This is a genomic window from Nocardiopsis sp. CNZ308 (assembly GCF_004217075.1).
Genome location: NZ_SHKJ01000001.1, coordinates 3790182 through 3804725 on the forward strand (window position 1 = coordinate 3790182; position 14544 = coordinate 3804725).

A 14544-nucleotide genomic window follows, 5' to 3' on the forward strand; every position below is an offset into this window, starting at 1 on the left:
GGGGGCGCCGCCTCCGCGGCGCCCGCGCCCCCGCGCCGTCACAGACCGGAGTCGATCAGACGGCTGGCCCGGCCCACGTGCGACACGTACAGCGCGTCACGGGCCCGGGTGCAGGCCACGAACAGCAGCGTCCGCTCCTGCTGGAAGGCGTGCTCCAGCGCCACCTGGTCGCCGTCGGCGGCCTCGATCGCGGCCTTGGGCGGCAGCAGGTGGTCGCTGACGCCGATCAGCGCCACGCACCGGAACTCCTGGCCCTTGAGCCGGTGCATCGTCCCCACGCGCACCGCCTCGGCGGCGCCGCTGTCCTCCAGCTGGGCGGTGGGAACGCCCCTGGCCTCCAGCTCCTTGGCGATGCCGCGCACGGTCCACTGGTTGCGTCCGGCCACCGCGATCTCCGCCGGGTTGACCCCGGCCTCCAGCCACACCCGCACCCAGTCGCCCAGCGCGGTGAGCTCCTCGGCGCGGTCCTCGCAGCCGCGCACCACCGGCGCCGGACCGCGCAGCAGCGAGCGGTACCCGGCCAGGGTGTCGGCGTTGTCGTCCATGCCCAGGGCCGCACGGCGGTCCAGGATCGGCATGCTCCAGTCCAGGATCTCCTGGGTCACCCGGTAGCTCACCCGCAGCCGCTGGCCGCGCCCGCGCACGTTGATGCCGAGCGAGGCCAGCGACACCCGGTTGTCGGACACCCGCTGGTGCGGGTCACCGACGATGAACAGGTCGTCCGGCCCCTCCGGGACGGCGGCGCGCAGCATCCGCCACTGGGCCGGGTGCAGGTCCTGGGCCTCGTCGACCACGGCGTGCCGGAACAGCGGCTCGCGGCGGCCCAGGATCCGCGCGGCCTCGGCGGCCAGCTGGGGGTAGGACCACATCCCCTCCACCCTCATGGCGCCGACGTAGCGCCGCACGGTCTCCCACACCTGGCGGCGGTGCTCGGGCGCCAGGTGCTGCACCCGCCCGCTGCGCTCGCAGCGGATGTAGTCGGGCAGCAGCTCCAGGCCCTTGGCGAGGATGACCTGCTCCCACTCGTCCACCAGGAAGCGGCCGGAGAAGGGCAGGCCGTCGGCCACCGCCACCGCGCGCCAGCGCCGGGCCAGCTCGTCCTTGCCGACCATGCGGGGCGCCACGCTGGTGTGGGTCTGCACGACAGAGCGGGCGAGGCTGTCGATGGTGGCCACGCGCACGCGGGCGCGTACGGCGGGGTCGGGCAGCAGCTGGTCCAGCCGCTCGGCCAGGGACTGCGCCAGTGCCCGGTTGTAGGTGGTCAGGAGCACCGACTCGCGGGTGTCCTCGGGGCGGGCGGCGGCGTCGCGCTCGGCCAGGTAGGCGGCGCGGTGCAGCGCGATCACGGTCTTGCCGGTCCCCGGACCGCCGGTGACCTGCGTGGACCCGTTGTAGTGCGCCTCGGTGATCCGGTGCTGGTCGGGGTGCAGGGTCAGCTGCCACTGGTCGAAGGGGGCCCTCAGGGCCCCGGCCAGCTCGGGCGGGCCGCTGGGCGTGGGGTCGGCCTCGGCGGGGTCGATCCCGGCCGATGCCTCGGGGCGCAGGTCGCGCGCGAAGCGCAGGGCCTCGTCGCGCGGGCGCACGGTGACCAGGCGGTAGCGGGTGCCGTCGGCGAGGCCGCCGTCACCGGTCCGGCCGCGGCCCGCGGCGTCGGGGACGACGACGCCGGACCAGTCGGGGGCGATGCTGACGACCCGGACGCCCGGGTCGGCGGCGCCCGCGACGGACTCCAGGTCGGGCTCGTCGCCGACCTGGCAGGCGCGCATCACGGCCAGGGTGTTGAGCTGGACGTCGGGCGTGAGGCGGGTGAAGTCGCTGAGAAACGTCGGGGCGATCGCGAGGGCGGACACGTCGTGGTTTCCTCCGGTCTTCGACCAAGGTGGTGTCTGTGGTGCTCGGGGAGGTCGGAGCGGATGGTCTGGCCTGGGAGAACGGCCTGTGCGGCCGCGGCTCCCACAGGAAGGATGCTCGCCGCGCAATTCCGGCAAACGCCGCTCCCGACGCGTTTCCCGTCCGGTTTCGGAGGCTTTGAATCCTTCGTGTTTTACCTGTTCAGGGGGGTGTTTGCGGAGGTGTGTTCGAGAGGTGCGCGAAGGTTTTCCGGGGCGGCCGGGCGCGGCTCGCGTGACCTGCGGTTCTCCGATCGGATGCTGTGCCCGGAATCGGCGTTATGTATCTGACCGAAACCCGCTCGACGGCGGGGTCGAACACCGGAAGAGTGCCTGTTCCGCGTGGGCTTGGCGGGGAGCATGGGGGAGTCCCGAACGCGCTCGGAGGGCGTGACCGAAAACCGGAAGGGAAGGGTGGGGAGCGCAGGGCCCGTACGGCGGGCCGCGCGGCGGGGGCGCGGTTCACGGGGTGGCCGGTTGCGGACACGCGCTGTGCAGGCGCGCGCCGACGCGAGATCGTGTACCGGGGGGAGGCAGGAACCAGGTGTGGTTCAGGACTCTGCCGGGGTCCGTCCTACCCCGGCAGAGTCCTCAACCACCCTAGAGAAGCGGTACCCAGTCCCCGACCTCCCCAAAGCGCGCCGGGCCGCGAACCTGCGGTGATCGGGGACGCGGGTGCCGGTCACGGCCCCGCGACCGCTCCCGCCCGCGTGGGGGCCGGTCCGCGGCGGCGCCGGTTCCGCACCGCGCTCCTTTCCGCCCATGCTCTACCGTGGTGGTGACAAAAGGAGCGGGAAAGGACCGGGCGAGCGACAGTGGCCTCCAATGACATGAGTCGGATGCGTGTCTCCGACGCGGAGAGGGACCAGGTGGCGGAGGTCCTGCGGGAGGCGGCGGCGCAGGGGCGCATCACCCTCGACGAACTCGACGAACGGCTCAACGCCGTCTACGCGGCCAAGACCTACGCCGACCTCGAACCGGTCACCGCCGACCTGCCGACGGGCGCCGAGACGCTGCCGGGCGCCGTCGCGCGACCGGCGGAGGGCGTCCTCCCGGAGCGCCGCGACGGCGGCGACGCCCTCGTCATCCGCTCCCAGGGCAGCTCCGTCGTCCGCAAGGGCGTGTGGCAGGCGCCGCACCGCGTCGAGGTGTACAACAAGTACGGCTCCACCCGGCTCGACTTCCGCGAGGCCTCCCTGGCCAGCGCCGTCGTCGAGGTCCACGTCGACGCCTCCTGGGGTTCGGGCGACGTGATCCTGCCCGAGGGCGCCACCGCCGACGTGGAGGCGGACGCCTCCTGGTTCGGCACGCTGCGCAACGGCGTCGACTCCCTCCGCCGGGCGTCCGCCCCGCACTTCGTCATCACCGGTTCCTGCCAGGGCGGCTCCCTGACGGTCCGGTACAAGCGGCCCTTCTCCTGGGGCGGTCTGGCGGGTCTGGGGAGCTGAGCCCGCGATCCCGCGCGGCCGCGGCAGGCCTTCGCGAGCGGGGACCCGGCTCCGTGCGCGGCCGGTTCCGGGCGCCCCGGGGCGGCAGGCCCGGCACGGAGGTTCCGACGCGTCCCGGTTCTCGGCCTCCCGCACGGGTCCGTGCGTCTTCGTCCGGATATCCGGGCTCCGCCGGTGCGCCATGATGGGTGCGGCGCGCCGCCCCGCGCACGCGCGGGGCGGACGGCGGCCACCGTCTCGGGAGCACCCGAGCGGACCGCGGCCCCGCACGGGCGGGTGACGGACGCGCGCCGGACGACGGAGAGGGGCGGCAGGGTGGGCTTGTGGATCGCGGCGGTCGGAGCGGGCGCGTGCGCCCTGGCACTGGGCCCCTACGCCTGGACCTTCCTGGGCAGCGCCGGGCGCCGCGGGGAGGTCGACACCGTCCCGCACCGGCCCGTGGCCGTGGTCCTGGGGGCCGCCGCCTGGAACGACGGGCCCTCGCCGCTGCTCGCCCGCCGCCTGGACCTGGCCGTGCGCCTGTACGAGAACGGCCGGGTCGAACGGATCATCGTCTCCGGCGACAACCGCGAGGTGTCGCGCCGCGAGACCGACACCATGACCGCGTACCTGGTCGCGCGGGGCGTGCCAGCCGACCGGATCGACGCCGACCGCCACGGCTACCGCACCTGGGACACCTGCGTGCGGGTGCGCGACCTGTTCGGGGTGCGCGAGGCGACCATGGTCACCCAGTCCTTCCACCTGCCCCGCACGGTCGCCCTCGCCCGCGCCGCGGGGATCGACGCGGTCGGGGTGGGCGACTCCAGCATGGGCGCCCGCCGCCGCTCCACCGTGATCGGCTACGCCCGTGAGGTCGCCGCCGCCGTCAAGGCCCTGCGCGACGCCGTGCTGCGCCCGGCGCCCGCCCGGAGCGAGCTCTAGCGGCCCCCGCCCGGACGGAGTCCTGGCGGGTCCTGTCCGGACCCGCCCCGTCGCACCGCCCCGGTCGTCCACAGGCGTGAACCGCCTCTGGTGCCGCCGCGCGGCGCGGGCCTAGCGTGGTGACAGGGGGGTCCCCGGGCCCCTCCGCTTCGCGCTGCCCGCCCCCGGCCTCGGGGTTCGGCGCCGTCGCACCGCCCCGGTCGTCCACAGGTGGATTCGCGCGTACCGGCTCAGGCGGGATAATCGGCACCATGAACGCGACCACCGACCCACACGACGGCGCGGAGAACGTGGACTGGGCGACCCTGGCCCCCGAGGGCGGCGCTCGCATCCCCGAGCTCCTCGGCCAGCTCGCCGGGAGCGACAGCGCGCTCTCCGAACTCCACGACATCATCCACTTCCCCGCGCCCGGACACCTCGCCGCACCCAAGGCGGTCGACTTCCTGGTCGACCTCGCCTGCGCCGAGTCCACCCCGGCCACCGACCGCTGGCGTCCCCTCAGCCTGCTCCTGGAGCTGGTGGCCGGGCACGCCGAGGACCGCTTCCCCGAGACCCGCGACCTGGACCAGTGGCGCGACGAGGTGGCCTGGGCGGCCTCCAACGACGCCGAGAAGGTCCGCCAGCAGTACCGCGACTGGGCCGAGGAGGCCCCGGACGAGCAGCACTACCACCGCATGCGCAACCGGCTCGCCGTGATGGAGCAGCCCGGCGGCGCCGCGATCCTCCAGGCCGAGCTGGACACCTACGAGGCCGTCCGCGCCCGCGTCCCCGACCTGGTCGCACTGCTCCACGGCGGCGCCAACCGAGGCGGCATGGACCGCGCGGGGGAGTGGGTGAGCTACCTGCTGGCCTTCCTGCCCGACGACGCCGAGCGCATCACCACCGAGATCACCGGAGCCTCCCAGGTCCTGCTCGCCAAGGACCTGCGCCCCGCCCCGCAGGCGCCCACGAGCCTGCGCGACGTGATGAACGCGCTGGACAGCGGCGGCGACCCGCTCCCCGCGGAACTGTTCGCCCTCGGCCTGCTGGCCAGCCCGACCGACATCGACGTCTCGGTCGGCCTCACCCACCAGATGGCGGGCGGGAACCTGTACAACTCCTTCGCCGCCTCGGTGGCGATGCTGCTCATCCACGGCGAGAAGACCCCGCGCGAGGCGCTGCGCCGCGTCGGCCGCGGCGGCGGCACCTCCATGGGCTACCAGGGCCTGTTCAACGAGTCCTGGCCGCACTGCGGCGGGCACTCCCCGCAGGTCCTGGGCTTCCTGGCGCTGGGCCGCGCGGGCGACCGCGCCCGCCGCCTGCGCCTGGACATCCTGCCCGGCCTGATCGAGGGCGAGGAGGACTCGCGGGCCCTCGTGACGGGTGTCGGCCTGGAACTGGTGCTCGGCCCCCGCAGCAAGGGCCACACCGCCGAGGAGCACGCCGAGGCCGACTACGACGAGGAGACCCTCAAGGTCCTCTGGACGATCGCCGAACTGCCCGCCTCCGCCTGGGAGGACGAGGAGTTCACGCGGACCCTGAGCGCCTGGGCGCTGCCGGACAACGCCGAGGACTTCTGCGCGCTCGTGGGTGTGGAGACCCAGGCCGAACCGGAGCCGGAGCAGGCCGAGGCCCCGAGGCCGCAGCAGCCCGCCGCCCCCCAGCCCGGCGGACTGCTGGGGCGCCTCTTCGGCGGAGGACGGTAGGGCGCGCCCGGTCCACCGGCGCGGTGCAACTCCCGGAGCCGGTGGGCCGACCGGTCGCGATCGCCTGCCGCGGCCCCGGGCCGTCGCGTACGGCTCCGGGGCCGCGGCGGCCTCAGCCGTCCGTCGGGCCCGGTTCGCGCTCCAGCGCCAGGGCCTCGTCCACGCCGGTCTCGTAGTCGCCCAGGAACGTCGGGTCGGGCCGCAGCACCACCGAGCCCAGCGCCGCCACCGCCGCCGGGACCTCACGGAACCACCCGTACACGGTGGCGAAGGTGCGCTCCTCCAGGCTGGAGTCGGCCACGCCCACCGCGTCGATGCCCGCCGAACGGCACAGCCGCACGGCGCGGGGCAGGTGGAAGTCCTGGGTGACCACGGTGGCCTCCCGCACCCCGAACACCTCGTGGGCCCGCACGCACGAGTCCCAGGTGGAGAACCCGGCGTAGTCGCCGACGATGTGCTCTCCCGGGACCCCGGCGTCCACCAGGTAGGCGCGCATCGTGTCGGTCTCGTTGTAGTGCTCGACGCTGTTGTCGCCGGTCACCAGGACGACGTCGACCTGCCCGGCGAAGTAGAGGTCGGCCGCGGCGTCCAGCCGCCGGGCCAGCAGCAGGCTGGGCCGCCCGTCGGGGCGCACACCGGCGCCCAGCACCAGCGCCACCGGGCGTTCCGGCACGGAGGCGGCGGTGTGGCGGTGGTCGGAGGTGGAGGAGAGCACCCACAGGAACGGCGCGCACCCCGCCACCATCGCGAACACGGCCAGCACGGCGAGGCGGCCCAGCCACGTCCGGCGTCCGCGGCGGCCAGCGGAGGCCCCGGTGCCCTCGGTGCCGGAAAGGTCGTCGTCGGTGCCGTCCCCGGAACCGCCGGACCCGGGGGAGGGCCGGTCACGGAGGACACCGGTGTCGTCGTCGGACGGGGGACTCTGGGGTGTGGCGGGATCTGGGATCGTCACGCTTGGGAAGACGCCCGGCCCCGCTCCGGAGTTCCGGCGCGGCGCGAGTTCCGGTGCGGCACAGCGGCGCCGGCCGGTCCGGTCGCGGACCGTCCGGTCGTGGCCGGGCTCCGCCCGGTTCGGGGTCGGCACCGGCCCGGTTCCGACCCGGCTGCGGCTCAGGCCCGCGAAGCGGTTGGCGTTCCGGTCCCGGTTCCCGGCCGGATCCATGCCCGGTTCGGGCCCGTTCCAGGGCCGCTGACCGTCTGTCCGCACGGCCCTCTCCGGGGCTAGAGTCGCCGCATGTCCTTCCAGCCACAGCACGAAGACCTGCCCGCGCGGCTCCGGCGCCTGGCCGACCTCAGGCCGAGGAACATGCGCGAGGGCGCCGGCATGCACGAGTACGACGGCAAGGCCGCCGACCTGTCGCCCGAAGGGGTCCGGGAGGCCCTGGCCGGACTCGGCGGCGAACCCCTCGACGACCCGCACGACGAGGCCCACCTGGCCGCCTTCGAGAACGCCCTGCGCTACGAGCTGGGCGAACTCCAGCTGCACCGCGCCAACCCCCTCTACCACGTCAACGAACTCGACCTGTCGGGCTACGACCGCGCGTACGCGCCCCGGGCCGAGCGCGACGCCGCCCGCGTCGCCCACCTGGCCGAGTGGCCGCGCGTGGTCGACAACGCGATCGCGGCCCTGGACCGCCTGCCCGCCCCCCTCGCCGAGTCCCTCCTCGGCGCCGTCCGGGGGGTGGCCGACGGTCTCCCCGAAGACGTGCCCGCCGACGTGCGCGACGCCGCCCTGGCCGCGCACGCGCGCCTGCTCGCCCACGTCGAGAAGGCGGTGCGGGAGGGCCCCCGCAGCGCCGGACTCGGCGCCGAGCCGCTCGCCCGCCTCATGGGCAGCGGCGAGGCGGTCGAGGTCGACCTCGCGGACCTGGCCGCCCGCGCCGACGCCGAACGCGACCGCCTGCGCGCGCGCCTGGCCGAGGCCGTCGGACGCCTCGCGCCCGGTCGCGACACCATGGAGTTCGTCCGCGAGCTCACCCGCCAGCACCCCGACACCGACGGCGTCCTGGACGCCGCCCGCCGCTGGACGGAGCTGGCCGTGGCGTTCACCGCCGAACGCGGCCTGGCGCCCCACAACGACGGCGAGTGCCGCGTGGACGCCTCCCCGCCCTCCCAGCGCTGGGCCACCGCGATGATGGCGTGGTCGGGCCCGTGGGAGGCCGACACGCCCTCCTTCTACTTCATCACCCCGCCCGACGCCTCCTGGACCGCGGAGGAGGCCGACGAGTGGCTGGAGATGTTCAGCCACACCACCCTGCCCGCCGTGAGCGTGCACGAGGTGGCTCCCGGCCACTTCTCCCACGGCCGTGCGCTGCGCCGGGCGCCCGGGCCGGTGCGCCGCGCCCTGCACTCGATGACCTTCGCCGAGGGCTGGGCGCACTACGTGGAGGAGGTGTGCGTGGACGAGGGCTTCGGCGCCTACGCCGCCGAACGCCTGGGCGACCCCGCCTGGACCGCCGACCACTACGAGACCGGGGTGTGGGTGGAGGCGCTCATCCGCGTCACCCGCCTGTCCGTGGCGATCGGCATGCACAGCGGCGCCATGACCGTGGAGGAGGCGGCCGCCCGCTTCGCCGAGGACACGCCGCTCCAGGGGCCCGCGGCCCTGGCCGAGGCGCGCCGCGCCACCTTCGACCCCACCTACGGCCGCTACACCTGGGGCAAGCTGGAGATCCTGCGGCTGAGGGAGCGGGCGCGCGAGCGCTGGGGCGAGGGGTTCACCCTCGAGCGCTTCCACCGGGCCCTGCTGGACCTGGGCTCCCCGCCGATCGGTCTGATCGGCACCGCCGTCGAACGCGGCTGAGCCGGGCGGGGGTCGTCGGGGCCGTCCACAGCCTCGAACAGGGGCTGGCGGGGCGGACGGCGGCGCGGGACACTCGGATACGGGGGGACCGGTCCCCTCCCACGGCGGCGCACGGCGCCCCCGCAATCGAGCCTGCGCCGCCCGCCCCGCCCCGGGCCAGAGGGACCTTCGGCCTGTGGAGGACCCGCGCGGGCCCGACCCCTGGTGCGCGGGTCTGACCCGCGCGGGTGCGGCCCTCGGTACGCGGGCAGCGCAAAGCGGGGGAGGCCGGGGACCCCCCGTATCCAACGTAGGACGGGCGGGACGGGCTCCGCCAGAGGGACCTTCGGCCTGTGGAGGACCCGCGCGGGAGCGGCCCTCGCGGGACCCCGGCCGCCCCGCCGCCTACTCCGGGGCGACCTGGCCCGGCAGGCCCAGCCCGGCCAGCGCGGGGCGGACCCGGCCCCGCGCCTCGCCCAACGCCCGGGCCGCCGTGTCCGCGTCCACGTCGGCCAGCAGCGACACCAGCGCGACGCGGGTGTCGCCCCCGGCCGCGCTCAGCGCCCGCGCGCACACCCGCTCGTCCAACCCGGTGGCCTGCGTCAGGATGGTCACCACGCGGCCGCGCAGCTTGCCGTTGGTGGCGTCCACACCCACCATCAGGTTCGAGTAGGTCCGCCCCATCCGCACCATCACCGCGGTGGAGAACGCGTTCAGCGCCAGCTTCTGCGCCGTGCCCGCCTTCATCCGGGTCGACCCGGCGATCACCTCCGCGCCGGTGGCCATGCCCACGTGCACGTCCGCCTCCCGCGCCAGCGGCGCCTGCGGGTTCGCGCTGATCAGCACCGTCGCGGCCGAGCGCTCCCGGGCCGCCTCCAGCGCCCCGCCCACGTACGGGGTGCGCCCGCTGGCGGCCAGGCCCACGGCCAGCGACCCCGGGGCGATCCCGGCGGCGTCGGCCCGGCCCGACTCCCAGTCGTCCTCGATCCCCTCCACGGCCCGCGCCAGGGCCTCCCCGCCGCCCGCGTGGTGGGCCACCACCCACGAGGCGGGCACGCCGTAGGTCGGCGGCAGCTCGGCGGCGTCCTGGGCCGCGATCCGCCCCGAGGTGCCCGCGCCGAAGTAGTGGATGGCCGCCCCGCTCTCCAGGGCGGCCACCCCCAGCTCCACGGCCCGCGCCAGTTCCGGCAGGACCGCGCCCACCGCGCCGGGGACCGTGACGTCCTCGGCGTTGATCTGCCGCAGCACGTCCAGCGCCGGGAGCAGGTCGATGTCGTGGGTACCGGAGTTGCGGGCCTCCGTGGGCGCGCGCACGATCACGGCCGCACCGCCCCCGTCCCCTCCGGAGGGCAGCGGGGCGCCGGCCTCCTGAGGGGCGTCCCCGCCTTCCGGCCGGGTTCCGCGCCCGTCGTCGTGCACAGCGCTCTCCTGTTCGGTCCGCACCGGTGCCGTTCCTTTCCCTCGTTCGACCGCCCCGCCTCCGCCGTCGGCCGGAGCCGGGCGGCGCAGGCGGGACGCGTACGGTCAGCCCTCGTTGTCGTCCGTGCTCCCGCCGGGGGCCTCGCCCCTGCGGCGCCTGCGGTCGTCGTTGATCCGCAGCCCCCGCACCGCCTCGAAGGTCGTCTCCAGCGCGGTGCGGCTGTCGGTGTAGCGGCTCTGCGCCAGACCCACGAACAGGCAGTCCACCACGGTCAGCTGCGCGAGCCTGCTCGCGGTGGCCCCCGACCGGAACGTGGTCTCGCGGGCCGCGGTGGTCAGCACGTGGTCGGCGAACCCGATCGGCGAGCGGGGGAAGTTGGTGACGGCGACGGTCCGGGCGCCGCGCCGCCCCGCCTCCGTGAGCGCCTGCACCGTGTCTATGGTCGCCCCGCTGTGGGAGATGCCGATCGCCACGTCCCGCTCGTCCAGCAGCGCCGCGCTGGTGAGCATCACGTGCGCGTCCGACCACGCGAACGAGGTGAGCCCGATCCGGTGCAGCTTCTGCTGGAGGTCGGCGCCGACGAACGCGCTCGCGCCCACCCCGTACACGTCGATGCGCCGCGCGCCCGCCATCGTGTCGATGACCGTGCGCAGCACCTCCACGTCCAGGGCGGCGCCGGTCTCCTCCACCGCGCGCGCGTCGGTGTAGGCGATCTTCTGCACCACCGTGACGAGGGTGTCGTCGGGGTTGATGTCGCTGGACAGCTCCGGAGCCGCCCCGCGCGCGCCGCGCGCCTGACCGGCCTCGGTGGCCAGGGCCAGACGCAGCTCCCGGTAGCCGCTGAAGTCGATGGTGCGGCAGAACCGGATCACGGTGGCCTCGGACGTGGCGCAGTCCTTGGCGAGCTGGGTGATGGAGGAGGCGGCGGCCCGCTCGGGGTCGTCGACGACGTGCTGCGCGACCCGTCGCTCCGCGGGCGCGAGGGAGGGCAGGAGTGACCGGATGCGCAGGACCGTCGTGGGGACGGGCGGCGCGGAGACGTGTCCGGGCTCCGCCCGGCCGCTCGCAGGCTTCGGAATTTCCGCCATGGAGGAAAGTTTCTTTCGGTCGTGGTGAAGAGTCAACGAGGTGAGGGGAAAAAGCGGGAGAATCCAGGATTCCAAGGGACGGCCGCAGCGGCAAGTGCGGGGTGCGTGATTGCGATATCCCAGCTCAGGCGGCACCCTGGATCCAGGGGCGTCGGGGTTCACCCGCTCGCACGCGCGCCCCGCGAGGGGGAGGGTGCTGTGTCGCTGAGCGACCCGGCGAGGCGGTGGCACGACACGGCCGGACAGGCCCGGCAGGGCGCGTCCGGACACACCGCCAGCGGGCTGCGCGTCGGACTGCTCGGGCAGTTCGGCGTCGAGATGGACGGGGCCCCGCTGCGCCTGCGCGGGGACAAGCGCCGTGCCCTGCTGGCCACCCTCCTGCTCAACACCGGGCGCACCGTCCCCACCGCACACCTCATCGAACGCGTCTGGGGGAGCCCGGCCTCCCCGTCCGCGCGCAGCGCCCTCCAGGTCCACGTGACCCGCGTGCGCGCGGTCCTGGACCAGCACTGCGGCACCCCGCTCATCACGGGCGGCGACGGCGGCTACCGGGTGGACCTCACCGAGGACCAGTGCGACCTGCTGCGCTTTCGCTCCCTGGTCCGCCGCGCCGACGGGAGCGCCGACCCCTCCGACCGCGCCGACCTGCTCATCAGCGCCCTGCGCCTGTGGCGCGGCCCCGTCCTGGCCGACATCGTCAGCCCCGTCCTGCACGAGCGCGACATCCCGCCCCTGAACGAGGAGCTCCTGCGGGCCGCCGAGGAGGGGTTCGGCGCCGCCCTGGCCCGGGGCGACCACGAGCGGGTGGCCGACCAGATCGGCTCCATCGCCACCGACCACCCCGAGCGCGAACCCCTCATCCGCGTCCAGATGACCGCCCTCTACCGCTGCGGGCGCCCCAGCGAGGCCCTGCGCGTGTACGCGCGCACCCGCGACGCGCTGGCCGAGCACCTGGGCGCGGACCCGGGCCGCGAACTCCAGGAGACCTTCCACGGCATCCTGCGCGGCGACCTCGACCGCGCCCCGGGAACCAGCGTCCCGCGCCAGCGCGCCTCCGTCGAGGAGGGCGCCGGGGCCCGGCCCCTTTCCACGGACACCGGACCGGACGCCGGGTCAGCCGACGCGCCGGGCACCGAACCGGAGGCGGGACCCCGCGCCGGATCCGGACCGGGCGCCGATCCCGACGTCCCGGCGGAGGCGGAGGAACGCGACGGCCGCGGCGACGACCCGGTCCACGCGCCCGCCCCGGTGTCGGCCGCCCTCGCCCCGGCCGAGCTGCCCGCCGCGCCCTCCGCGCTGCTGGGGCGCGATGAGGCCCTGGCCGAACTGGACCGGCTGGTGGACCCCTCCAGCACCGCCCCCGGCAGCGCGCTGGTGCGCGGCCCCGCGGGCGCCGGAGCCAGCGCCCTCGCCCTGAGCTGGGCCCGCGCGGCCGCGCCGCACTTCCCCGACGGACAGCTCTACGTCGACCTCCGCGGCGGCGACGGCAGCCCGCGAGACCCGGTCGAGGTGCTGCGCCGCCTGGTGCGCTCCCTGTCCACCGGCACCCGAGGCACCGAGGCCATGGACGCCGACGAGGCCGCCGCGCGGGTCCGCACGCTGTTGGCGCACCGGCGCGTCCTGCTGGTCCTGGACAACGCGGCCTCCGTGCGCCAGGTGCGCCCCCTGCTCCCCGGCGGCACCGGGTGCGCGGCGCTCGTCACCAGCCGCTACTGGCTGACCGACCTGCTGGTGCGCGACGGCCTGCGCGCCCTGCCCGTGGGGCCGCTCCCCCCGGACGCGGCGGTGGACCTGCTGCGCCCGCGGGAGGGGCGGAACCGGCACGCCGAGCCGGTGCTGCGCCGCCTCGCCCGGGTCCTGGGACACCTGCCCCTGGCGCTGCGCATGGCGGCGGTCTGGCTCGACGACACCCGCCCGGACCGGTCCGCCGCGGAGCTGGTGCGCCGACTGGAGGGGGCGGACCCGGCACGCGGGAGCACACCCACGGCCCGGATGGCCGCCGTGCTGCGTGCCGGGCCCCGGGAGGGACGGCACGGCCGCGGGGAAGTACCGGCCGAGTCCCGTCCTCCCGACACCAGTGTCGAACGGGGATCTTACGTTCGGCTTTCACCCGGGTGAGAAAGTGGCCGTCCTCCGGGGGACGCTGAGTACGCGCCGCGTCGCCCAGCGCGGTCCCCGCAGGTGCGCGGCGGGGGAGGGCCAAGAGCGTGTAGCGAAAAGGATGAGATATACCCACGGGGGTCCTCATCACTCCCATGAGTCGCTAGGGTCAACCTCATGACAGAGAACAACGATCCCAACATGGACCCGGCGGGAACCACGCAGCACTTCCGCCGCTTCGTCGACGAGAACCCGAGCACCGAGGAGCCCGCGCGCCGCCCGGTCATGCCGATCGTGCTGGCCGTCGTCGGCGCGGTCCTGCTCATCGCCGTGATCGTCGCGCTGTTCCTGGCCTTCGCCTAGGCACTTCGAGGCAGGGGACCGAGGGGAGGACCGCCACTCCCGCCGGTCCGTAACCGGTTCGCGGCCCTCCTGCGGTCCTGCTAGAGTTAACGACGTCGCCAGGGGAGGCCCGCAGGGCCGGTACCATGGCATGACAGGCGCCATTAGCTCAGTTGGTCAGAGCAGCTGACTCTTAATCAGCGGGTCCGGGGTTCGAGTCCCTGATGGCGCACAGACAACGGCCCCGGGTCGAAGGCACCGCCTTCCGCCCGGGGCCTTCGTGTTGCCCGCCCGCGCCGCCGCCGGCGCGCGGCGGGGCCCGGGCCGGATCGGTGGCCGCCCCCACCCCGCGCACGTCCACGGGCCGTCCGGCGGGCGGGTCCGGGGCCAGGCCCGGGGTAGGGCCCGCCCTACTCCCGATACGGCGTCCACGCGTAGTGATCCGCGCCCGTGGAACCGGTTGCCTTGTCGCATGCGAACCTTCATCACGACGAGGACACGTCCGGCGGCGGTACTCACCGCGGTCGCGGCGGTGAGCCTGCTGTCCGGGTGCGGCTGGCCCGACCCCGCCCGGGCCGAACCGGACACGACCACCTTTCCCTTCGACGGCGACGTGCTCGACGTGGTCGCCGACGGGACGCACACCGACCTCGTCCCCGCCGACCGCACCGACGTCGAGGTGACCCGGTGGATCGACACCTGGGGCGACCCCGGAGTCACCTCGACCTGGTCGCTGGAGGACGGCACGCTCCGCCTGGAGAACTCCTGCAGCGGGGTCTGCGTCTACGAGGACCGGTTCCGGGTGGAGGTCCCGACCGGGGTGCGGGTGCTGCGCGACGGCGAGCCGACCGACCTGACCGGCCGGTGAG

11 protein-coding genes and 1 tRNA gene are annotated in these 14544 nt (G+C 75.3%); 8 read left to right on the forward strand and 4 right to left on the reverse strand.

The annotated features are described in order from the left end of the window. Window positions 1-38: 38 nt before the first annotated feature. Window positions 39-1850, reverse strand: a complete 1812-nt coding sequence (locus EV372_RS16565) for a UvrD-helicase domain-containing protein (RefSeq protein WP_130396703.1) — start codon at window positions 1848-1850, stop codon at window positions 39-41. A gap of 878 nt (window positions 1851-2728) precedes the next feature. Between EV372_RS16565 and EV372_RS16570 the strand changes: the two genes are divergently transcribed. The 3 genes from EV372_RS16570 to EV372_RS16580 all read left to right on the forward strand — a co-directional run bounded on the left by EV372_RS16570 (window position 2729) and on the right by EV372_RS16580 (window position 5943). Then, entirely contained in the window at window positions 2729-3337 is a 609-nt protein-coding gene (locus EV372_RS16570) for a DUF1707 SHOCT-like domain-containing protein (RefSeq protein ID WP_197044440.1), read from the forward strand. A gap of 315 nt (window positions 3338-3652) precedes the next feature. Further along, window positions 3653-4258, forward strand: a complete 606-nt coding sequence (locus EV372_RS16575; protein WP_130396705.1) for an ElyC/SanA/YdcF family protein — start codon at window positions 3653-3655, stop codon at window positions 4256-4258. 251 nt (window positions 4259-4509) lie between these two features. Continuing rightward, on the forward strand, window positions 4510-5943 hold the full coding sequence (locus EV372_RS16580) for a hypothetical protein (protein ID WP_130396706.1): 1434 nt from the start codon (window positions 4510-4512) through the stop codon (window positions 5941-5943). A gap of 112 nt (window positions 5944-6055) precedes the next feature. On the opposite strand, the gene EV372_RS16585 is transcribed toward EV372_RS16580, so the two are convergent. Next, on the reverse strand, window positions 6056-6895 hold the full coding sequence (locus EV372_RS16585) for an ElyC/SanA/YdcF family protein (protein WP_130396707.1): 840 nt from the start codon (window positions 6893-6895) through the stop codon (window positions 6056-6058). 282 nt (window positions 6896-7177) lie between these two features. On the opposite strand from EV372_RS16585, the gene EV372_RS16590 reads away from it, so the two are divergent. After that, window positions 7178-8746 carry a DUF885 family protein gene (locus EV372_RS16590; protein ID WP_130396708.1) on the forward strand — a complete coding sequence of 523 codons (1569 nt, stop codon included), beginning with the start codon at window positions 7178-7180 and terminating at the stop codon, window positions 8744-8746. A 384-nt stretch (window positions 8747-9130) separates the two neighbouring features. On the opposite strand, the gene EV372_RS16595 is transcribed toward EV372_RS16590, so the two are convergent. Together EV372_RS16595 and EV372_RS16600 are read right to left on the reverse strand one after the other, a co-directional pair. After that, window positions 9131-10168 (reverse strand): N-acetylmuramic acid 6-phosphate etherase, encoded by a 1038-nt coding sequence (locus EV372_RS16595; RefSeq protein WP_130396709.1) that lies wholly within the window; start codon window positions 10166-10168, stop codon window positions 9131-9133. 81 nt (window positions 10169-10249) lie between these two features. Further along, complete coding sequence (locus tag EV372_RS16600) at window positions 10250-11233, reverse strand: MurR/RpiR family transcriptional regulator (protein WP_130396710.1); 984 nt, start codon at window positions 11231-11233, stop codon at window positions 10250-10252. 198 nt (window positions 11234-11431) lie between these two features. Here EV372_RS16600 and EV372_RS16605 point away from each other — a divergent pair, with 198 nt between their 5' ends. The 4 genes from EV372_RS16605 to EV372_RS16620 all read left to right on the forward strand — a co-directional run bounded on the left by EV372_RS16605 (window position 11432) and on the right by EV372_RS16620 (window position 14543). Further along, window positions 11432-13351, forward strand: a complete 1920-nt coding sequence (locus EV372_RS16605) for an AfsR/SARP family transcriptional regulator (RefSeq protein WP_130396711.1) — start codon at window positions 11432-11434, stop codon at window positions 13349-13351. Window positions 13352-13510: 159 nt separating this feature from the next. After that, a complete protein-coding gene (locus EV372_RS16610) occupies window positions 13511-13696 on the forward strand; it encodes a hypothetical protein (RefSeq protein ID WP_013151531.1) in 186 nt (61 codons plus the stop codon). A 137-nt stretch (window positions 13697-13833) separates the two neighbouring features. Then, a tRNA-Lys gene (locus tag EV372_RS16615) sits at window positions 13834-13907 on the forward strand. A gap of 240 nt (window positions 13908-14147) precedes the next feature. After that, a complete protein-coding gene (locus tag EV372_RS16620) occupies window positions 14148-14543 on the forward strand; it encodes a hypothetical protein (RefSeq protein WP_130396712.1) in 396 nt (131 codons plus the stop codon). The last annotated feature ends 1 nt before the right edge of the window (window position 14544 follow it).